The sequence below is a fragment of the Streptomyces johnsoniae genome (assembly GCF_031845565.1).
GTDB lineage: Bacteria > Actinomycetota > Actinomycetes > Streptomycetales > Streptomycetaceae > Streptomyces > Streptomyces johnsoniae.
In genome coordinates, this window is the sequence record NZ_JAVREV010000007.1 from 213,379 (window position 1) to 233,443 (window position 20,065).

A 20,065-nucleotide genomic window follows, 5' to 3' on the forward strand; every position below is an offset into this window, starting at 1 on the left:
CCCGCCGGGGCGGGCGCGGGTCAGGCGTAGAGGGCGGCGACGCCGCGCTCCTCAAGGGCCGTGCGGTACTGCTGCAACGCCCACAGCTCCTGGCGCACTTCGGCGGCGTGCGCGTTCCCGTTCTGCGCCTCGGCGCGCCGCGCGGTCGATTCGAGCTGGGCGATGCGCCGGTTCACCGCGGCGAGCCGCACCTGCACCAGGCGCCGCCCCGCGTACACGTCCGTCTCCTGCTGCCGGCGGCGCGGCATGGTCAGCGGCTCGACGGTCAGCTCGGTGATCAGGGTGCGCACCGAGTCGTCGGGCGCCGCGTCCCGCACCCGGTCGAGGAACTCGCCGTCCGCCGCGGCGGCGCCGCCCGCGTCCGCGATGGCGCGGCGCACCACCGTGTAGGGCGGCGCGGTGAACTCGTCCTCGCCGTAGGCGTCGAACGCGGGCGAGACCAGCTCCGGGTACTGGAGGGCCAGCTTCAGCAGCTCGCGCTCCTCCAGCAGGGCGGGACTGCGCAGATTCAACGGGGGGCCGTGGCGCACCTCGCGGGGCGCGGGGGCTTCCGGCCGCCCCGGCGCCCTGGCGGCCGGCGGGGCGCTCCGGCGCGCGCCGCCGCCCGCGGCGGCGGCGGCGCGCTGCCGCTCCCGGCCCCACTGGGCGAGCTGGCTGATGCGGCGCACCACGAACCGCTCGTCCATGATGCCGAGCAGCCCGGCGAGCCGGACGGCGTACTCGTGCCGGATGGCCGCGTCCTTGATCTGGGCCACGATCTGCGCCGTGTAGTCCAGGGCGGCGGAACGGCCCTCCGCGGTGTCCACATTGTGCTGCCCGACGACCGACTCGATCGCGAACTGGAAAAGGGGCGACCGGGTTTCGACCAGCTCGCGCACCGCCTCGTCGCCCTCGGCGATCCGCAGCTCGCAGGGGTCCATACCGCGGGGCGAGACCGCGATCCACGTCTGGGCGGCGAACTTCTGGTCGTCCTCGAAGGCGCGCAGCGCCGCCTTCTGCCCCGCGGAGTCGCCGTCGAAGGTGAAGACGACCTCGCCCGCGCTGTGCGAACTGGAGCTGTCCATCAGCAGCCGCCGCAGGATCTTCACGTGGTCACCGCCGAACGCGGTGCCGCAGGTCGCGATGGCGGTGGTGACCCCGGCCAGGTGGCAGGCCATGACGTCCGTGTAGCCCTCGACGACGACCGCCCGGTTGGTCTTTGCGATGTCCCGCTTGGCCAGATCGATCCCGTACAGCACCTGCGACTTGTGGTAAATCGGCGTCTCCGGGGTGTTGAGGTACTTCGGCCCGTTGTCGTCGTCGCGGAGCTTTCTGGCGCCGAAGCCGACGACCTCGCCGGTGATGTCGCGGATGGGCCAGATCAGGCGCCCGCGGAACCGGTCGATCGGGCCGCGCCGCCCGTCCTGCGCGATCCCGGACGTCAGCAGCTCCCGGTCGGTGAAGCCGCGCCCGCGCAGGAACCGCACCAGGTGGTCCCACCCGGCCGGCGCGTACCCGACGCCGAAGTGCTCCGCCGCGGCCTCGTCGAAGCCGCGCTCGCGCAGGAAGTCGAGGCCGATCCTGCCCTCGGCCGAGGCCAGCCGCTCCCGGTAGAACTGGGCGGCGGCCCGGTGCGCCTCGATCAGGCGCGTGCGCTCCCCCTGCTGCCGCCCCGGGCTGTACCCGCCCTGCTCGTACCGCAGCGTGATCCCGGCCTGCGCCGCCAGCCGCTCGACGGCCTCGGAGAAGGACAGATGCTCCATCTTCATCACGAAGGCGAGAGTGTCCCCGCCCTCCTGGCAGCCGAAGCAGTGGTAGAGGCCCTTGCTCGGACTGACGTGGAACGAGGGGGACTTCTCGTCGTGGAACGGGCACAGGCCCTTGAGATTGCCGCCGCCCGCGGCGCGCAGCTGGAGGTACTCCGAGACGACGGCGTCGATCGGGACCGCGTCCCGCACCGCCTTCACGTCCTCGTCGTTGATCCTGCCCGCCACAGCAGAAGTCTACGGCGCCCCTCGGACAGTCCCGCGGCCGAGCGCCGCCTCGATCCCGTCGAGGATCAGGTCGAGGCCGCGCGCGAAGCCGTCGCCGAAGGCCGCGTCACCGAAATCCGGGTCACCGAGATCCGCGTCACCGAGATCCGCGCCGCCGTCCGGGCCGGGGCCCACGCGGTCAAGCCCCGCGTTCCTGGCGAGCGCCGGGTAGCGGTCGGCGTGCGCGACGACGTGGCGCTGCGCCCGGCGCCGCAGGTCCAGCTCGTCCTCGCGGCTGCCGACCCGGGAACGCCACACGTTCTCCGCGGCGACGTAGCCGTGGACGTAGGAGAAGAGGGTGCTGACCGCGGCGACCAGCTCGGGTCCTGAGAGCCCGGCGCGCTCCAGGGCGGCGTAGAAACGTTCCGAACGCGCCAGCGAGGTGGGGCCGAGCAGCGGGCGGGTGCCGATCAGGGCGGTGATCCAGGTGTGGCGCTGCATGACGCGGCGGCTCTGCACCAGCTGGCCGGTCAGGTCGGCGCGCCAGTGCTTCGGCGGCGCGTCCTCGCCGTCGAGCTCGATCTCGTCCATCACGGCGTCGAGCGCCAGGTCGAGCACGTCTTCCTTGGTGGCGACGTAGGAGTACAGCGACATGGTGCCCGCGTGGAGCCTGGCGGCCAGGCGGCGCATGGAGAAGCCCTCCACGCCCTCCGCGTCGAGCAGCTCGATGGCGGCGGTGACGATGCGCTCCCGGGACAGCCGCGGCCGGGCGGTCCGCTCGTCGGCGCGGAACCAGACGCTGCCGTGGGGACGCTGCTCCGGCACCGAACCTGCCTTTCGTGCACTGTACGAAAATCCGTACAACTAGCTTAACGGCATGACGGAACACGGGATCGAACAACTCTCCGACGCCCCAGGGGCCGCCTGGTCGCGTGATTACGCGATGCTGGCCCTGCGCGTCAACCGGAGGCTCACCGAGGGGTCAGGGAGCACCCTGCTGATCTACCGCGGCCCCGACAGCTGGGCGGCGGCGGCCGGGCGGGAGGAGCCGCCGCCGGCCGCGCGGCTGGTCGAGGACGCGGAACGGCTGCTGGCCGACGTGCCGTTCGAGGGCACGCGCGCCGCGTGGCTGCGGGCGCAGGTCAGGGCGCTGCGCGCCGTCGCCCGCGGGGCGGCCGGGGCCGAGGCGCCGCTGGCCGAGTTCGCCGGCGAATGCCTCGGCATCGAGGCCGGGCCGGTGCCGGAGTCGGTGTTCGAGGAGGCGCACGCGCGACTGGACGCCGCGCTGCCGCGCGGGCCCGGCACGACGGCGGAGCGGCTGCACGCCTGGCAGGCCGCGCACCGGCTGCCGCAGGAACGGATCGGGCTGCTGCCGGACCTGGTGCGCCGCGCGGCGGTGGAGAGCAGGGCGCGCACCGCGCGCATCGTTCCGCTGCCCGCGGACGAGGAGGTCGGCTGCACCGTCGTGCCCGAGGCGCACTTCCTCGGCGCGGGCCACTACGAGGGCGGCGGCCGGTCGACGATCTTCGTGAACGGCGGGCTACCGTGGAACCTCGCGGACCTGCTGTACGTGGTCGCCCACGAGGGCCACCCGGGGCATATCGCGGAGTCGCTGCTGAAGGAGCACGCCCCCGACCAGGAGGTCCGGTTCCTGCTGTCGCCGCCGTTCGTGCTCAGCGAGGGCCTGGGCCTGTGCGCGCAGGAGATCGCCTTCCCCGGCGACGAGGCGCAGGAGTGGCTGACCCGCACCGTGCTGGCCGAGCAGGGCATACGGCCCGACGGCAGCGACTTCGCGGCGATCCACCGGGCCAGGACGGCGCTGTGGGGAACGTGGGCCAACGCCGCGTTCCTCGCCGCCGAGGGCAGGCCGCGGGCCGAGGTCCGCGACTGCCTGACGCGCTGGGGCCTGCTGAGCGAGGAGGAGGTGGCCGCGGCCCTGAAGTCCGTGACGGCACCCGGGATGAACGCCTACGTGCTGGGCTACTACTACGGCTGGCGGCTGGTGGACACCTGGCTCGCGCGGGCCGCGCCCGGGCCGGAACGCGAGGCGCGGGTGCGGCGCCTGCTGACCGAGCCGCTGCTGCCGGCCGACCTGGCGGACGCCTGACCACGGGACGGGCCGGCCGGTTAAGCCCCCGGAGCCGAAGGCGAACCAGTCGAGCATGACGAGCATGACGAGCATGAGATGCGGGCGACCCGTTCCCTGTGACACCACCCCCGCGTGACGTGCGCCAGAACGGGAACGGAGCCGGTGCCGCCGTCAGGGCTCGATCTTGCGCACGAAGACGAGGTGCGGGCCGACGCCTTCGATGACGAACTCCTCCCCCATGGCCGCGAAGCCCTGTCGTTCGTAGAAGCCGCGCGCCGCCAGGCGGCCGTTGCACCACAGCAGTTCCGCGCCGCGGGCCGCCGCCTCCGCGGTGGCCGCGGCCAGCACCGCCGCCCCGTACCCGCGGCCCCTGGCCTCGGGCGCGGAGGCCATGCCGCGGAAGCGGTGGGCCGTGGCGGAGGTGCCGGGCAGCGGGTCGGGGAAGAGCGTGATGCAGCCGAGCACCTCCGGGGCGTCGCCCTCGTAGGCGGCCAGGTGGAACGTGCCGGAGCGGCCGTCCTCGGCGAACTCGGCGGTCGCCCGCGCCAGCCCGGGGCGCAGCACGCGGTGACGCAGGGCGAATATGTCGGCGAGCGGAACGACGGCGGTGCGGATCGGCATGGCCGCCACCCTACGTTCGCGGGCACGGGCACGGGCGCGGGCTCGGGGCGGCGGTGAGGGAGGCCAGCGGGGCGTCCGCGTCGGCCAGCGCGTCCGGGTCGACCGGCCGGCCGTCCCGTATCAGGCCCTGGATGGCGTCCGTGGCACCGCCGACGTTCATGCTGAGCCCGGCCAGCACCCGGCCCTCCCGCAGCCAGAACGCGAGGAACGTGCGCGCCGCCACGTCGCCGCGGAAGACGACGCGGTCGTAGGAGCCGGGCGGGGCCCAGCCGGAGTATTCGAGGCCGGCGTCGTACTGGTCGGAGAAGAAGTAGGGCACGCGGTCGTAGGCGATGTCCTGCCCGAGCATGGAACGGGCGGCCGCCGGGCCGGAGTTGAGGGCGTTCGCCCAGTGCTCCACCCGCAGCCGCGGCCCGCCGCCGCCGACTCCGACCGCCGCGACGTCGCCCGCCGCGAAGATCCGCGGGTCGCTGCTGCGCAGCGAGGCGTCGACGGCGATGCCGCCGCTCTCCGCCAGGGCCAGGCCCGCGTGCTCGGCCAGCGCCGTGCGCGGTCCCGCGCCGATCGCGGCGAGCACGGCGCGGGCGGGCAGTTCGCGGCCGTCCTCGGTGCGCACCCCGGCCACCATGCCGTCGCGGCCAGTCACGGCGGCGGGCCGGGTGCCGAAGTGGAACGTCACCCCCCGTTCCCTGTGCAGCGCGGCGAGGACGGCGCCCAGCTCGGGCCCGAGCACGGCGTGCAGCGGCGCGGGCCCCGGCTCCACCACGACCACGTCGGTGCCCAGGCTGCGGGCGGCCGCGGCGACTTCGAGCCCGATCCAGCCGGCCCCCGCGACGACCAGCGGCTCCCCCGCCCCGGCGCGGCTGGTCAGTACGCCCCGCAGGTGGTCGGAGTGGGCCAGGCGCCGCAGGTGGTGCACCCCGGCCAGGTCGGTGCCCGGGATGCCGAGGCGGCGCGGCTCGGCGCCGGTGGCCAGCAGCAGCGCGTCGTAGGGCAGGCGCGTGCCGTCGCCGAGCCGGACCTCGCGGCGGGCCCGGTCGACGGCGACGGCGGGCTGGCCGAGGTGCAGTTCGATGCGGTTGCGGGCGTACCAGGAGGGCTCGTGCACGAAGACGCTGCCGCGGTCGGCGCGGCCGGTCAGGTAGTCCTTCGAGAGCGGGGGGCGCTCGTAGGGCTGCTCGTGCTCGTCGCCGATGAGGATGACCCGCCCGTCGAAGCCCTCCTCCCGCAGGGTTTCGGCCGCCTTGGCCCCGGCCAGCCCACCGCCGATGATGACGAACGTCCGGTATGTACCGTGCACGCAGTGCCTCCCGCTTAAGGTCTGCCGTCGGAAGGAGACTGCCCCACCTGCGGCCATGCCGGAAGGGGGCAGGTCACCCCGGGCCGCCCCGGCCGGGGTCACACAACGGTCGGGCCGCCGTCAGGTCCCGGCCAGCCGGGCGTGCAGGGCGCGGGCGCTGGCGTCCGTGAGCGCCGCCAGCTGGTCCACGATCACCCGCGACCGCGCCGTGTCCGTTCCCGCGGCGGCGAACAGCGCCAGGTACTGCGGGTCGAGCCCGTCGGGGGCGCGGTCCTTGAGCGCCTCGGCCAGCTCGGTGAGCAGCGCGCGCTGCCGCACGCGCAGCAGCTCCTGCTCGGGCCGCTGCATGACATGCACCTCGGCGACGGCCTTCAGCACGTCGCACTCCAGGCGCGTCGCGGCGGGCACCACGAGATCGGCCGCGTACCGCCCGAGCGGGCCGGGGCCGTACCGCTCGCGGGTGGCCCGCTCCGCGGCGAGGCAGAACCGGCCGATGAGCTGGCTGGTGGCGTCCTTCAGGCGGGCCTGCGCGAGCGCGCTGCCGTCGTAGGAGTGCGGCCACCACTCCTGCGCCGTCAGCCGGTCGAGGGCGGCGGACAGGGCAGCCGGCTCGGTGCCCGGCGGCGCGTAGCGCCGGGCGGCGACCGCGCAGACCTCCGCGCGCTCGGGGCCGGCGCGCAGCGCGGCCGGGGACAGGTGCCCGGCGTGCAGGCCATCCTCCAGGTCGTGCACCGAGTAGGCCACATCGTCCGACCAGTCCATCACCTGCGCCTCGAAGCACCGGCCGCCCGCCGGGGCGTGCCGCCGCAGCCACGTGAACACCGGCAGGTCGTCCGCGTACACCCCGTATTTGGGCGAGGCCGGGTCCTTGGGGTGGGCGCCGCGCGGCCAGGGGTACTTCGTCGCCGCGTCGAGGGTGGCGCGCGTCAGATTGAGCCCGACGGAACGGCCGTCCGCGCCCGCGAACCGCTTCGGCTCAAGACGGGTGAGCAGCCGCAGCGACTGGGCGTTCGCCTCGAACCCGCCGCAGGGCGCGGCGATCCGGTCCAGCACCCGCTCCCCGTTGTGGCCGAACGGGGGGTGCCCGAGGTCGTGCGCGAGGCAGGCGGCCTCCACCACATCGGGGTCGCAGCCGAACGCCGCCCCGAGGTCGCGCCCGACCTGCGCGCACTCCAGGGAGTGCGTCAGGCGCGTGCGCGGGGCCGCCTCGGCGTCCGGCGCGTCCGGCGTGACGACCTGCGTCTTCCCGGCCAGCCGCCGCAGCGCCGCTGAGTGCTGGACGCGGGCGCGGTCGCGCTGGAAGGCGGTGCGGCCGGGGCGCTTGTCCGGCTCGGGGTCCCAGCGCTCCGCCGCGGCCTCGTCGTACGGGCCGGCCTCGTCGTACGGGCCGGGCTCGTCGTACGGGCCGGGCTCGCGGGCGGCGGGCTCGCGGGCGGCGGGTCGGCAGGCGTCTCGGGCGGCGTGCATACCCCGAAGGTAACCGGGCGAACCGACAGGCGCGCGCGGCGGCTTCAGACCGTTTCAGACCGTGGCGGCCAGCACGGGCCCCGGCGGGTAAGGACCGGTGCGCGCGCCGCGCGCCTGGTCGTAGCGGTGCAGCAGTAGGCGCGCGAGCGCCGGGTGCGCCCCCAGCGGCGCCGCCACGACGCCGGGCGCGGCGGCGGCGCAGCGCGCGGCGAACAGTCCTGGCGCGACGAAGCAGGAGGCCACGGCCACCTCGCGGTGGCCTTCGGCACGCAGTTCCTCGACGGCCAGCGGCACGGTCGGGGCCGCCGCGGAGGCGTAGGCGGGCCGCACCGGGGCGCCGCCGATGCGGGCCGAGAGCATGCGCGCGGTGTACCGCGTCCCGGCCGCGGACTCCGGGTCGCGCGACCCGGCCGCCGCGAGCACCACCGCGGTGCCGCGCCGGTACCCCGCTTCGGCGAGGCGGCTGTGCAGCGCCTCGGCCAGCAGCGGGTGCGGGCCGAGCGACCCGGCGGTGACCACGTTCAGGTGACCGGCCTGTGCGACCACGCCCGGGATGTCGTGCTTGACGTGGTAGCCGCGGCCGAACAGCAAGGGCACCAGCACCGCGTCGCCGTGCAGCCGGGCGAGCGTGTCGGCCAGCAGCGGCCGGTCGGTCTCCAGGTGGCCCAGCTCCACCCGCGTGCCCGGCCGCATCGCCCTGACCAGGCGGATCAGCGCCGATACGGACCGCAGCGCCCCCGGTTCCGGGGAGCCGTGGGCGACGGCGACCAGGGTCGGCGCGGGGCGGGCTGTCCTCATGCCGCCAGCCTGCGCCCGTGGCATTTCGGACGTGTTGCACCGGTGTCACCAAACGCCGCCCGGCTCCTCACCGGGCCGACGGCCCGCGGTTGAGCGGGCCGCCGCGGCCGGGTAACGCGGCGGGCGACGTCACGTAACACGCGCGGCGCACCATGCCGGTATGAGCGCTCCCGCACCGGCCGTCACGGACACCCACTGCCCGTACTGCGCCTTGCAGTGCGGCATGTCGCTGCGCCAGGAGCCGGACGCCCCCGGCGGCCTCGACGTGGTGGAGCGCACGGCGTTCCCCGTGAACCGCGGCGCGCTGTGCGGCAAGGGCCGCACCGCCCCCGGCGTGCTGGCGGCTGGGGCCCGGCTGACCACGCCGCTGGTGCGCCGCGGCCGTTCCGGCCCGCTCGAACCGGCCGGCTGGGACGAGGCGCTCGACCGCGTCGCGGCGGGCCTGGCCGGGGCCCGCGAACGGCACGGCCCCGACGCGGTTGGCGTGTTCGGGGGCGGCGGCCTGACCAATGAGAAGGCGTACGCGCTGGGCAAGTTCACGCGTCTGGTGCTCGGCAGCTCGCAGATCGACTACAACGGCAGGTTCTGCATGTCCTCGGCCGCGGCGGCCGGGACCCGCGCGTTCGGGCTCGACCGCGGGCTGCCGTTCCCGCTCGCCGACATCCCGCGCACCGGCTGCGTCCTGCTCGTCGGCGCCAACCCGGCCGAGACCATGCCGCCCGCGCTGCGCTACTTCACCGAGCTGAAGGCGAACGGCGGCACCCTGATCGTCGTCGACCCGCGCCGCACCAGGACCGCGGAACAGGCCGACCTGCACCTCGCCCCGCGCCCCGGCACCGATCTGGCGCTCGCGCTCGGCCTGCTGCACCTGGTGGTGGCCGAGGGCCGCACGGACGAGGAGTTCATCGCGGCCCGCACCGCCGGCTGGGACGAGGCGCGGGCTGCGGCGATGGCGCACTGGCCCGAGCTGGTCGAACGGATCACCGGCGTGCCCGTTCCGCAGCTGCGCGCCGCGGTGCGGATGTTCTGCGAGCCGGAGGCGGCGATGGTGCTGACGGCCCGCGGCCCCGAGCAGCAGTCCAAGGGCACCGACACGGTCGGCGCGTGGATCAACCTGTGCCTGGCCACCGGCCGCGCGGGCCGCCCGCGCTCCGGCTACGGCTGCCTGACCGGGCAGGGCAACGGGCAGGGCGGGCGGGAGCACGGGCAGAAGGCCGACCAGCTGCCCGGCTACCGGATGCTCGCCGACGCCGCGGCCAGGGAGCACGTGGCGCGCGTGTGGGGCGTCGACCCGGAGGTGCTGCCGGGGCCGGGGCGCAGCGCGTACGAACTGCTCGACGCGCTCGGCGGCGACACCGCGGACGGCGTGCGGGCGCTGCTGCTGATGGCGTCGAACCCGGTGGTGTCCGCGCCCCGCGCGGCACACGTCGAGGAACGCATGCGGGCGCTCGACTTCCTCGTCGTGTGCGACGTGGTGCTCTCCGAGTCCGCCGGGCTCGCCGACGTGGTGCTGCCGGTCACGCAGTGGGCGGAGGAGACGGGCACCCTCACCAACCTGGAGGGCCGGGTCCTGCTGCGCCGCAAGGCCGCCGAGCCGCCGGCCGGCTGCCGCAGCGACCTGGCGGTGCTGAACGCGCTGGCCGCGCGGCTCGGCTGGGAGAAGGGCTTCCCGGTGGACCCGGAGGAGGTGTTCGAGGAGCTGCGCCGCGCCTCGGCGGGCGGCAAGGCCGACTACTCGGGCATCACCTACCGGCGGATCGCCGAGGAGGACGGCGTGTTCTGGCCCTGCCCCGAGCGGCCGGGCCCGGAGCCCGGCGACGCGGCAACCATGCCCGACGCGGCGGCTCCCGGCGACGCAGGGCCCGGCGCGGCGGCTCCCGGCGCGGCGGCTCCCGGGGGCAACGGCAGCGTGACGGGACGGGCCGGGGCGACGACCGGGCACGACGCGGCCGACGGCGGCGCGGCGGGCTACGGCGGCCCGGCCGACGAGACCCGCCTGGCCGCCCAGGCCGGGCCGCACCCGGGGACGCCGCGGCTGTTCCTCGACCGCTTCGCCACGCCCGACGGCCTGGCCCGCTTCGCGCCGGTCAGCCACCGGCCCGCCGCGGAGGAGCCGGATGCCGAGTACCCGGTGTTCCTGACCACGGGGCGGGTGCTCGCCCAGTACCAGTCCGGCGCGCAGACGCGGCGCGTGGCGGAGCTGAACGCGGCGGCGCCTGGACCGTTCGTGCAGCTGCACCCGCAGCTCGCCGAGCGCCTCGGCGCCCGCGACGGCGACCGGCTCGCGGTCGTCTCGCGGCGCGGCCGGGCCGTCGCCCCGGCCCGTATCAGCCGCGACATCCGGCCGGACACGGTGTTCATGCCGTTCCACTGGCCCGGCGAGGGCCGCGTCAACACGGTGACCAATCCGGCACTCGATCCGGCGTCGCGCATGCCGGAGTTCAAGGTGTGCGCGGTACGGGTGGAACGGGCGGACGCGCCCACGGGCGGCGCGGCCCGCGGCGCGTGAACCGGTCGGCCGTCCGGGTTGCGGGCGGCCCGCCACCCGGCAGCATGGGTGTCATGAATGACCTGACCTTGCTCGCCGAACAGCATCTGACCCTGGCGCACGGGGCGGACCACGGCCGCAGCGCCCATCTCTTCCTGCACGACGGCCCGTTGCGGCAGAGCGTGATCGCCCTGGTGGCCGGGGCCGAGCTGGAGGAGCACAACGCCCCGCCCGCGGCCAGCCTCCACGTGCTGCGCGGCCGGGTGCGGCTGCACACCTCCGACGGCGACACCGATCTGGCGGCGGGGCAGGTGATGTCCGTTCCGCAGGGCAGGCACGCCGTCACCGCGCTCGACGACGCGGTGGTCGTGCTGACCACGGTCACCGCGAACCAGGAGCCCGTCGTCGTCTACGACACCCGCCGCGGCACCGGCGCGGCGTAGCGGCGCGGCGTAGCGGCGCGGCGGCGCGGCGGCACGGCGGCACGCGTTCGGGAGTCTTGTCGGTGCTCGGGGGTAGGTTCGAAGGGCACGCGCGGACCGGCCGCGCGGGGACCGGAGGGGGCACAGGTCATGGGACGGCTCAGCCGTCTGGACCGGCGGATCTTCGAGCGGGTCGCCGCCGCCCACCCGCCGACTCTCCAGTCCTTCCTGCCGCGGCTGAGCCACGCGGCCGACCACGGGCGGCTCTGGCTCGGCGCCGCCGCGGGCCTGGCGGCGGCGGGCGGCAGGCCGGGGCGGCGCGCCGCGCTCCGCGGGGTGGCGGCGCTGGCGCTCGCCTCGTTCACGACCAACACGATCATCAAGTACGCCACCCGCCGCCAGCGGCCCCTGATCGACGCGGTGCCGCTGGCCCGCAGGCTCGCCCGCCAGCCGCTGACCAGCTCCTTCCCCTCCGGGCACTCGGCGTCCGCCGCGGCCTTCGCCACCGGCGTCGCGCTGGAGTCCGGCCGCCACGGCGCCGCCGTCGCGCCGGTGGCCGCGGCCGTCGCCGGCTCCCGCGTCTACGTCGGCGTGCACTACCCCTCGGACGTGGTCGCCGGCTGTCTGCTGGGCGTGAGCGCCGCGCTGGCCACCGTTCACTGGTGGCCGCGCCGCCCGCCGCCGGGCCGGCTGGTGCACCACAGGGCCGAGGCGCCCGCGCTGCCGGAGGGCGAGGGCCTGGTCGTGGTCATCAACGAGAGCGCGGGGCCCGGCGCCGCGGACAGCGACGCCGACCGGCTGCGCGCGACGCTGCCGAAGGCGGAGCTGGTGCAGCGCACCGGCGAGACGGACCTGGGCGAGCTGCTGGACGAGGCGGCGGAGCGCGCCGCGGCGCTCGGCGGGGCGCTGGGGATCTGCGGCGGGGACGGCAGCGTCAACGCTGCGGCGGCGCGGGCCGCGGCCCGCGGCCTGCCGCTGGCCGTCTTCCCCGGCGGCACGCTCAACCACTTCGCCCTCGACACGGGGATACACACCTTCGCGGACACCGGCGGCGCGGTGCTCGGCGGCGACGCCATCCGCGTCGACCTGGCCCGCGTCCGGCCGGTGGACGGCGCGGAGGGCCAGGACCACCACTTCCTCAACACCTTCAGCCTCGGCCTGTACCCGGACCTCGTGCGCATCCGCGAGTCGCTGGAGCACCGCATCGGCAAGTGGCCGGCGGCGGCCGTGTCGCTGGCCCGGGTGCTGCGCACCGGCCGCCCGGTGGAGCTTGAGCTGAACGGGCAGCCCCACCGGCTGTGGCTGCTGTTCGCGGGGAACGGACTGTATTCGCCCGAGGGCTTCACGCCCGCGCACCGCACGCACCTCGACGACGGGCTGCTCGACGTGCGGATGGTGGCCGCCGACAAGCGGCTGGCGCGGACCCGCATCGTGCTGTCCGCACTGACCGGCACGCTGCCGCGTTCGCACGTGTACTCCTCGGCGCGGCTGCGGTACCTGCACCTGTCGAAGCTGGGCGAGGGCACCAGCATCGCACTCGACGGCGAGGCCGGTCCGGCACCCGAGTCGGTACTGCTGGACAAGCTCCCCGGCCACCTGACCGTCTACCGCCCAGCCCGCCCAGGCGACGAGCCCCTGCCCGGCCCCGGCGGAGGGCTGTGAGGCCGCCATGAGACCCCTGCCTTTCGGTTCGTCGAGTAGAGACGAATGGAAAGGTAGGGACGGCGCAGAGGCGTCGGCTACGAATGTGCGCCAACTTGCGCAGCGCTCACCCGAGCGCGTCAATCGCGGCCGTAATACGTGCGCGGGCGGCCGGGCCGTATACGGCCATCTCGGCGAGTGCGGCAAAGGTCCGTTTATAAATGGCGACCTCACTGGGCTGGGTGACGGTGACCTCTGCCGTTGCCAGTTCCACCTGCACACTGGTCTCGTCAAAGATCCAGAATCCTTCCAGCGGCCACATCACCCGATCCGCGCTCGCCGGAATGATCCCAAGGCTGACTTGCGGCAGCGAGGCCAGGACCAGAAGGTGGCCGAGCTGGGCAGACATCACATCGCCGCCGCCAACTCGTGTGCGCAGCACCGGTTCCTCCAGCAGTACGGCGAATCGGTGATCCCCCTCGTGAAGCACCCGTTGACGCGCGACGCGTGCCGCGACGGCCGCTTCCGTGTCGTCGGGCAGCTGCCGGAAGGCGATAATCGCTCCCATCAGCGCCCGCGCGTACGCCTGTGTTTGGAGGAGCCCGGGGACCACACCGGGTTCAGACTCGGAAGCGGCGCGTACTTTCGTACAGCGGAACCGCGTTCTCCTGATGCTGCCGAAGCCCAGTGCGGCACAGACGCTGCCATTCGAGATACATACCCTCTATGCCGTGCGCGGCGGCGATAAGGTCCTCCACCTGCTGTTCCGCACCGCAGTGGTGGACCCATGCCCGGATGTCACCGATGGAGGGAGATGTCTTGCCGTTCTCGATGCGCGAGCACTTGGACTCGTGCCAGCCAGCGAGCCTGGCCAGCGCCCGCGCAGTGAGGCCGGAGTGTTTCCGGATCTCGCGCAGACGCTGGCCGAGTGCTTGCCTGGCGTGCTGAACACTGGAGGATGAGGGCAAGGCACCAGTGTGAGGGGGCCCCTGCCGGTCAGCTCAGCCGGTACTCCTCATGCGGGACGGCACGGGACCAGATCGCCTCGAACGCAGTGCCGCACAGCTTGATGACCGCTGGGTCCTCGACCAGTTCGTGCGCATCGACGGGAGCCAATTCTCCCTCCCCGTCAAAGTGGTGCACGAGCAGCACTTCTTCATCGAACAGCCAGAAATCGTTCCCTGGAAGGGCGAGGTCAGTGGCCTGTCGTCGGGGGAGCCATTTAACCTTCTCACCGGCTGCCACATTCGGGTCGGTGACATGATGCTCGAATCTGATGTAGTCGCTGACCGGCTCGGAAACGATACGGGCCCTGCGAACCTCGATTCCCCGGTCGGTGGACTCCCGCATCAGCCGCAGCCAGGGACGGCGCTCGGGATCGAAGTCCTCGGCGGTTTCCCGCTCACCACGAGCCCATGCGATGTAGCTCGGATCGGACTTCATGTAGCCGTCGCGCATCTCCAGATGCCACGCCGAACGGCGACACTTTTGAAACAGCTCCCGGATGGATGGCGTCTCAGCCACCGTTCACCTCCTTGAAGAAGCGCATCATGCGCCTGGGAAGCTCGACCACGGTTTCGTGCTCCGGCAGGTCGATTTGCGAAAGCCGATCGTGGTCGATCACCTTCCAGGACTGCACCAGGTAGGTGTCACGAGCATCGTCGTAATACACCGTCGGCGAGTTCCCGTCCCGGCTGTCCGGGTCTTTGCCGAGCATGTGAAGTGCCACTCCGTCTCCTTCGCCGTAGATGATCGGTGAACGCTCAGCATGCCTGCGAGCGCAAGGAGTTACCAGCAACTTGCGCGAACTTGCACAGTCGCGGCAGCTCCCACGTGTCCGTTGGGGGCAGGCCCCCTGGGTGCTTCCTCGGGCGGCGCCGAGCGGTGGTGTTGTCGTGGCCGGTCGCGTGGCTACGGAAGGGGCCGGGTCGGCCAGACGCGCCGCTTCTCGTCGGGTCGGGGCGGTAGGGCGCGGTCAGGAGGTGCCCGCCCCCGCGCCGCGGGGCGGGAGACGGCGGGGGTCGACGCGGCGGGCGGCCCACAGGACCGTTGCGCGGGTCATGACGAACGATTCGCCCGAGCCGAACACGAGCCGCTTGCGGCCGGGCCCGAGCGCCGCCATGTCGTGAACGGTGAATGCCTGCCCCCCGACCATGATCTGATCCCCGCGCCGCACGGTGTGCGCGTCGACCTCGACGGACACGACAACACCCTTCATGAGGCGGCCCCCTCGGTCCGGACCGGCGGCGGAGCCGGGGGCGCTGTCTCAGCGGGATAGATCAGGACATCGCAGTCCTGACAGTGCGCGCCGTCGTCGCGGCGCACCAATTGGCCGGTGTGGGGACATCCGGGCACGTGCACTCCTCCGGGTAAGGGCGTGGGGCATCAGCGGTTGAGGGCGGTGTCGAGGTTGCACCGCCCGAGGTCGATCAGCGGTTCGGTGTACGGGCGTTCGAGCGAGGGCAGGGCGATGCCGCGCCCAGCGAGCGCGGCGGCCAGCTCGGCCAGTACCCCCTGTGCGGCAGTGGACCGTGTCCCGGGCTGAGCGGTCATGGGTGCTCCCGACTTGGGCCGTGACGAAGTACCGCCTCGACACTCCCCGTTACCCGAGGAACGCCGAGCGTTGCGATGATGGTGCCGGGCATCTCGTCGGCTAGGCAAGTGTTCGCTTAGGATTTCATTCCTTCAGGCAAAGATGGCATATGCCTGGTGTTCGCCCGGTGGACTCGACATCATGTATCCATGGCTCAGAGCGACATGCCCACCATGCGAAGCCGTCGGCTTGGCGCGGAGTTGCGCCGTCTGCGGGTAGAAGCCGGACTCAAGGTCACGGACGCCGCCGACCGGCTGGAGTGCGGTCACCCCAAGATCTCCCAGATCGAGACCGGAAGGCGCGGCATACGGCAAGTCGACCTGACGCTGCTGCTCGACCTGTACGGCGTTGATGACGAGCACCTGCGCGCAGACCTGAAGCGACTCGCCCGCGAGATTCACCGGGTGGACTGGTGGACCAGTGCCGGGCCCATGCTGCGCGGCACCTTGAAGGACTACCTGACGCTCGAAGCGGATTCGGAGTGCGTGCGCGTTTTCGAGGCGATGGTGATTCCGGGTCTGCTCCAGACGGAGGCGTACGCCCGGCACGTCATTGGCTCAGCCGTCCCCGAGCGGCTCGATCCGTTGGTGGAAACCCGCATGAAGCGCCGGGAACTGCTGGCCCAGCACCCCGGTTTCCGGTTGCGGGCGATCATCGACGTCCCGGCCCTGCACCGCATCCCCGGCGGTCGGAGCCTGGTTGTTGAGCAGCTGCACCACCTGCTGACGATGGCGGAGCGGCCGAACGTGAACATCCAGGTGCTTCCACTCGACGCCGTGCTGCCTACCGACCAGATCCCGCCGTTCAACATCTTCACCATGAGGGGTGAGTCGACAGCGAACATCCTCTGGTTGGAGCACCTCACCGGCGCTACGCTGCTGGAACAGCAGTCCGATGTGTCGCGGTACGCCGCGGCATGGGACGAGTTGACCGCCGCGGCGTTGTCTCCGGCGGCGTCCAAGCGATACATCCGTGACCTCATCAAGGACAACACATGAGCGTGAATCCGCCTGCCGCTGCCGAGTTCCAGGGCTGGCACACGAGCAGTTACAGCGACAACGGCAGTGGATGCATTGAGCGTGGGGGGAGCGTCACCGGTAGGCAGGCTGTTCGGGACTCCAAGGACCCGGCCCGTGAAGTCGCCCTGGTCTTCGGGCGGCAGCAGTGGCAGGCGTTCGTCAGCGCGGCGGTGTCCGGCGACCTGAGCTGATCCGGCCAGCGCGGGAACACGATGGCGCCCCGCCGCCGGCGCCCGCGTTGGTCCAGCAGTTGTCGCAACACCCGGCTCCCGGGGAGACGCCGGCCTTCAAGATCCGCAAGATCGCACGCCGCAGACGGGGTGCCGCCATTACGTCTGGGAGGCGCTACGCGGCAAGGACGGCGATCCGTTCGGATGCCTCCTTGACCCTCGATTCGTCGCGGTGAGGGGCGAACGCGCGGCTGACCTCCTGGAGGCGTTCGACGCTGCGCTGGGAGTGAATGCCCTTCTCGATGAGGTCGGCGGCCCTGTGGGTGGCGTCCAGCGCCCCGTCAAGGTCGCCGGTCTGCTGGTAGGCGAGCGCGAGAGTGCCGTAGCGAACAGCTCGATCACGGGGCGCGGCTTGGGTGACGGAGCGTTCCAGGGCTTCGGTGGCCTGCCGTGCCTGTCCACTCAGCAGCAGGAAGCGGCCTTCGGTGGACAGGAGCTGAGACTCGCCGAACCAGGCCAGATAGCCAGGAGTGTCGGAGGTGTCGGCGCGGTCGAGGGCGTCGAAGGCGCGGTTGAGAGCTTCTGCGGCCCTCCTGGTCTCTCCGGCTTTGCTGTAGACGGTGGTCTGGTGGGCCGCCACGGACGCCCGCATCACGGCCGGAACGCGGGCGCGTACGGTCTCGGCGGTGTCCATCAGGCTGACGGCGGCGCGCTGCTCGCGCTGGTTGGCGGCTTGGGTGGCCATGAAGCACAGTGTGTGGGCGCCCAAAGCGTCGTCTCCCGCGGTCCTGGCAGAGCGCAGGGCGGCCGTGTAGTGCTGCTGTGCGGACGTATGGAGGCTGGCGTCGTAGCTCATCCAGCCCAGCAGACAACAGACTTCGGCGGCCAGCGCGTAGAGCCGCTGTCCGGTCGCCTCGGTGTAGCGGCCGTTGTCGAGCATTCGGGCGATCAGGCGCAGGTCGGCCCGTGCGGAGTCGAGATAGTCGCCGCCCCCGGTCTCCTGCTCCATGGCGCGCAGCGATTCGACTCGTTCGCTCATGCGGTCCACCGTGGCGGGCGTGACCGTGTCTCCGGTTGTGGCTGCGGCGACCGCCGAGTCGGCGGCGGCCCACTGGGCGCCGATGCCCGCGAGTGCCGCGCCTCCGGTGCCGAGGAACCCTCTCCGGTCCATGGATGCACTCTCCGCAAGTTGAGTCAGGGATTCCAGCGTAGCCGTCCGGTTCCAGGGGGCCGCGATGGATAAGTTCTCCCATGCCGGCAGCCAGTAAGGCCAGGGAACGGACGTGCGTGCGGAATCGGGAACCTTCAGCATGTCGGCGATCACACATTGGGTGATGTCGTCCGGGGTGTGATCACCGCGTTCCCACTTGAAGATCGTGGACCTGGTGGTTCCCAGATTGCAGCCGAGCGCGCGCCCGTGCAGGCGGATCGTCTCGGCGAACTTCGTCTTCCCCTGCCCGAGATTGGCCCGCACGAAGGCCAGGGGGTGGCGCAGTGCCTCGTCTGGCTGACCGAACATCAAGACTCCCCGCTGTCACCTGCCTGCTCAGCGTAACGCCGCTCTCGGCGTGCGGACGTAGGCGCGGCGAGCAGGTGAAACCCCCTTGAAACCTTATGTCGTTGCAGCCGTGCGGTGGATGGTCGTTACCCCCGTCCCGGAGTCCGGGCGACCCAGAAAGAGGGAAGCGGAGTGTGATCCGTCGTGCTGGAGCGACTGCGTAGATCTGTGCCCCATGGCTTCCGCGTCACACCGACCGGTGGGTCGGTGTCGGCAGCGCGTCAGCGGGTCATATCGGTGGTCTCCGGCTGGCAGCTCGGCCTGTCGCAGGATCGGCTGGACGATCTCCGGCTGCTGACGAGCGAAGTGGTCACCAACGCGCTCAAGCACACCGGCGGCGCGTGCGCCGTCTGCGTGCGGTGGACCGGGACGAGGGTCCGGGTGGAAGTCACCGACCATGACCCCGCGTTGCCGCAGCCTGCCAACGGCCGACTGGACGAGGAGTCTGGGAAGGGGCTGACGCTGGTCGCCATGCTCGCCGTGGCCTGGGGAGCGAAGTCCAACGTCGCTGGAAAGACTGTGTGGTTCGAGATCGAGGCCGATCAGCCGGTCGTGGCTGGTGATCGCCAGCCGGCCGGGGGCGCTCACCCCGCATCGTCCCGAACGCACTTCCGCCCGCTGCTGCGCGGCGCCGCATAAGCGCGCCCGGGCAGCCGCTCGGCCGACAGCCGCCGACGCCAGACGAGGGGCTATCCCCCCGGGTCCGCTCTGGCGTCGGCTTCCCGCCCGCCCCTGCCGGGGTGTTCACCCAGTTGGCCACTGGGGTTCCCGCTGCCCCCCGGCAGGGGCGGGCTCATTCGACAGCCCCCTTACGGAGGAGTGAGCGTCAGCGTGATTCAGCACCGGGCCTTACAGGGCCTTGGCAGTGCTGTACCGGTCCGCGTCACGGTGGACCGGACCTTGCGCGTCAAGGTCATCGATGCGTGCGGCATGACCTGCACGTTCTGCCACAACGAGGGGACACCGGTCAGCGTGGACAATCGCGCGCGGCAGGCTACCGGCGTTCCCACCCGGGCATTCAACCCCGCTGGCCCGTCAGGTCGGGTGTCCATCTACCTCGCCTCGAACGGCGCGCGCTTCGTCGCGGCGCCCATCAACGCCACGGAGAAGTTCCGCGTCGCCCTCGAACAGCTTCAGGAGGCCATGAGCTTCACGGAGGCGCACCTCACGGGTGGCGAGCCCACCCTGCACCCGAAGCTGGCCAGCGTCGTAGCGCTGGCCGGCAACAGCGGCTACCGGGTCAGCGTCACGTCCAACGGGGAGAACGGCGCCCGTATCCTCCCGGGCTGTGTGCAGGCCGGACTCCAGCGCGTCAACTTCTCGATCTTCGGCACCGATCCGGGCGAGCTGGCCGAGGTGCAGAACGAGAAGTTCCGCAGGGGCAAGCTGGCTGCCGCTAAGATCAAAGCGTTGGACAAATCGATTCGTGCGGCGCTGGACTTGGGCCTGAGGACGCGGGCGAACGTCGTGCTTCCCGACCGTTCGCACGTCGGGCGCGTTCACCGGCTTCTGGACCGGTACTCGCCGCACCTGTCGGTCCGCATCCTGTCGTCGCTGGCAGACGGCGAGGAGTCGCTTGACGCCATCGACACCCTGTTGACGGAACTCAGGGCGGAACCTTATGAGGTGCACCTCATCGCCGGCACGTCAGGGTTTCGCGTCTCCTATCGGCTGCCGAACGGGCGCGCGCTCATGGTCAAGCACATCCGCCCGCTTCGCCTCCCCGAGACCTGCACCGGGTGCCGTTTCAACAACGACACCGACTGCCAGGAGGGGTACTACGGGGTGCGTCTTTACCGCGACCCCGCAGGAACCTTCCACGTCGGCGTGTGCATTCAGCGCATGGACCTGTGTCTGCCGGTGGAAGAATTCGTCCGCAGTGGACTGTGTGACGAGATCAAGAAACTGCGGGACCGGGAATTCTACGGCCTGCACGAATGACACTGT

The 20,065-nt window shown here is 72.6% G+C and carries 21 protein-coding genes; 8 read left to right on the forward strand and 13 right to left on the reverse strand.

The window, feature by feature from the left end; translation table 11 throughout:
- Window positions 1-20: 20 nt before the first annotated feature.
- Both dnaG and RM779_RS15030 read right to left on the reverse strand, forming a co-directional pair.
- Entirely contained in the window at window positions 21-1,973 is a 1,953-nt protein-coding gene (dnaG, locus tag RM779_RS15025) for a DNA primase (RefSeq protein WP_311618195.1), read from the reverse strand.
- A 9-nt stretch (window positions 1,974-1,982) separates the two neighbouring features.
- Window positions 1,983-2,777: a TetR/AcrR family transcriptional regulator gene (locus RM779_RS15030; RefSeq protein WP_311618196.1), complete on the reverse strand. Its 795-nt coding sequence runs from the start codon at window positions 2,775-2,777 to the stop codon at window positions 1,983-1,985.
- 52 nt (window positions 2,778-2,829) lie between these two features.
- Here RM779_RS15030 and RM779_RS15035 point away from each other — a divergent pair, with 52 nt between their 5' ends.
- Entirely contained in the window at window positions 2,830-4,059 is a 1,230-nt protein-coding gene (locus RM779_RS15035) for a hypothetical protein (protein WP_311618197.1), read from the forward strand.
- A 153-nt stretch (window positions 4,060-4,212) separates the two neighbouring features.
- Here the strand turns inward: RM779_RS15035 and RM779_RS15040 are convergent, their stop codons facing one another.
- From RM779_RS15040 to RM779_RS15055, 4 genes are all read right to left on the reverse strand, one after another.
- Window positions 4,213-4,662 (reverse strand): GNAT family N-acetyltransferase, encoded by a 450-nt coding sequence (locus RM779_RS15040; protein WP_077063612.1) that lies wholly within the window; start codon window positions 4,660-4,662, stop codon window positions 4,213-4,215.
- Between the two features lie 10 nt (window positions 4,663-4,672).
- The gene (locus RM779_RS15045) at window positions 4,673-5,962 is read right to left on the reverse strand and encodes an NAD(P)/FAD-dependent oxidoreductase (RefSeq protein WP_311618198.1); all 1,290 of its coding nucleotides are present in this window, start codon (window positions 5,960-5,962) and stop codon (window positions 4,673-4,675) included.
- Between the two features lie 120 nt (window positions 5,963-6,082).
- A complete protein-coding gene (locus RM779_RS15050; RefSeq protein ID WP_311618199.1) occupies window positions 6,083-7,429 on the reverse strand; it encodes a deoxyguanosinetriphosphate triphosphohydrolase in 1,347 nt (448 codons plus the stop codon).
- Window positions 7,430-7,483: 54 nt separating this feature from the next.
- A complete protein-coding gene (locus RM779_RS15055) occupies window positions 7,484-8,251 on the reverse strand; it encodes a sirohydrochlorin chelatase (protein ID WP_394813294.1) in 768 nt (255 codons plus the stop codon).
- A gap of 136 nt (window positions 8,252-8,387) precedes the next feature.
- Between RM779_RS15055 and RM779_RS15060 the strand changes: the two genes are divergently transcribed.
- From RM779_RS15060 to RM779_RS15070, 3 genes are all read left to right on the forward strand, one after another.
- Window positions 8,388-10,736, forward strand: a complete 2,349-nt coding sequence (locus RM779_RS15060) for a molybdopterin oxidoreductase family protein (RefSeq protein WP_311618201.1) — start codon at window positions 8,388-8,390, stop codon at window positions 10,734-10,736.
- Between the two features lie 44 nt (window positions 10,737-10,780).
- Window positions 10,781-11,158, forward strand: coding sequence for a cupin domain-containing protein (locus RM779_RS15065; protein ID WP_311618202.1), 378 nt, complete (start codon window positions 10,781-10,783; stop codon window positions 11,156-11,158).
- 129 nt (window positions 11,159-11,287) lie between these two features.
- On the forward strand, window positions 11,288-12,799 hold the full coding sequence (locus tag RM779_RS15070; RefSeq protein WP_311618203.1) for a bifunctional phosphatase PAP2/diacylglycerol kinase family protein: 1,512 nt from the start codon (window positions 11,288-11,290) through the stop codon (window positions 12,797-12,799).
- A gap of 106 nt (window positions 12,800-12,905) precedes the next feature.
- Here the strand turns inward: RM779_RS15070 and RM779_RS33705 are convergent, their stop codons facing one another.
- The 6 genes from RM779_RS33705 to RM779_RS15095 all read right to left on the reverse strand — a co-directional run bounded on the left by RM779_RS33705 (window position 12,906) and on the right by RM779_RS15095 (window position 15,331).
- Window positions 12,906-13,346: a Scr1 family TA system antitoxin-like transcriptional regulator gene (locus RM779_RS33705; RefSeq protein ID WP_394813295.1), complete on the reverse strand. Its 441-nt coding sequence runs from the start codon at window positions 13,344-13,346 to the stop codon at window positions 12,906-12,908.
- A 52-nt stretch (window positions 13,347-13,398) separates the two neighbouring features.
- Entirely contained in the window at window positions 13,399-13,746 is a 348-nt protein-coding gene (locus RM779_RS33710; protein WP_394813296.1) for a helix-turn-helix domain-containing protein, read from the reverse strand.
- Between the two features lie 28 nt (window positions 13,747-13,774).
- Window positions 13,775-14,302, reverse strand: a complete 528-nt coding sequence (locus RM779_RS15080) for a DUF6879 family protein (RefSeq protein WP_311618204.1) — start codon at window positions 14,300-14,302, stop codon at window positions 13,775-13,777.
- Entirely contained in the window at window positions 14,295-14,507 is a 213-nt protein-coding gene (locus RM779_RS15085) for a hypothetical protein (RefSeq protein WP_311618205.1), read from the reverse strand. Before RM779_RS15085 ends, RM779_RS15080 begins: the two co-directional genes overlap by 8 nt.
- A 246-nt stretch (window positions 14,508-14,753) precedes the next feature.
- Window positions 14,754-14,996, reverse strand: a complete 243-nt coding sequence (locus RM779_RS15090; RefSeq protein WP_311618206.1) for a hypothetical protein — start codon at window positions 14,994-14,996, stop codon at window positions 14,754-14,756.
- 167 nt (window positions 14,997-15,163) lie between these two features.
- Window positions 15,164-15,331: a hypothetical protein gene (locus RM779_RS15095; protein WP_311618207.1), complete on the reverse strand. Its 168-nt coding sequence runs from the start codon at window positions 15,329-15,331 to the stop codon at window positions 15,164-15,166.
- A 189-nt stretch (window positions 15,332-15,520) separates the two neighbouring features.
- On the opposite strand from RM779_RS15095, the gene RM779_RS15100 reads away from it, so the two are divergent.
- The gene (locus tag RM779_RS15100; RefSeq protein WP_311618208.1) at window positions 15,521-16,369 is read left to right on the forward strand and encodes a helix-turn-helix domain-containing protein; all 849 of its coding nucleotides are present in this window, start codon (window positions 15,521-15,523) and stop codon (window positions 16,367-16,369) included.
- On the forward strand, window positions 16,366-16,581 hold the full coding sequence (locus RM779_RS15105; protein ID WP_311618209.1) for a DUF397 domain-containing protein: 216 nt from the start codon (window positions 16,366-16,368) through the stop codon (window positions 16,579-16,581). The genes RM779_RS15100 and RM779_RS15105 overlap by 4 nt, the downstream gene beginning before the upstream one ends.
- A gap of 154 nt (window positions 16,582-16,735) precedes the next feature.
- On the opposite strand, the gene RM779_RS15110 is transcribed toward RM779_RS15105, so the two are convergent.
- Window positions 16,736-18,079, reverse strand: coding sequence for a transcriptional regulator (locus RM779_RS15110; protein ID WP_311618210.1), 1,344 nt, complete (start codon window positions 18,077-18,079; stop codon window positions 16,736-16,738).
- 183 nt (window positions 18,080-18,262) lie between these two features.
- Between RM779_RS15110 and RM779_RS15115 the strand changes: the two genes are divergently transcribed.
- Entirely contained in the window at window positions 18,263-18,757 is a 495-nt protein-coding gene (locus RM779_RS15115) for an ATP-binding protein (protein ID WP_311618211.1), read from the forward strand.
- A gap of 180 nt (window positions 18,758-18,937) precedes the next feature.
- On the forward strand, window positions 18,938-20,059 hold the full coding sequence (locus RM779_RS15120; RefSeq protein WP_311618212.1) for a radical SAM protein: 1,122 nt from the start codon (window positions 18,938-18,940) through the stop codon (window positions 20,057-20,059).
- The last annotated feature ends 6 nt before the right edge of the window (window positions 20,060-20,065 follow it).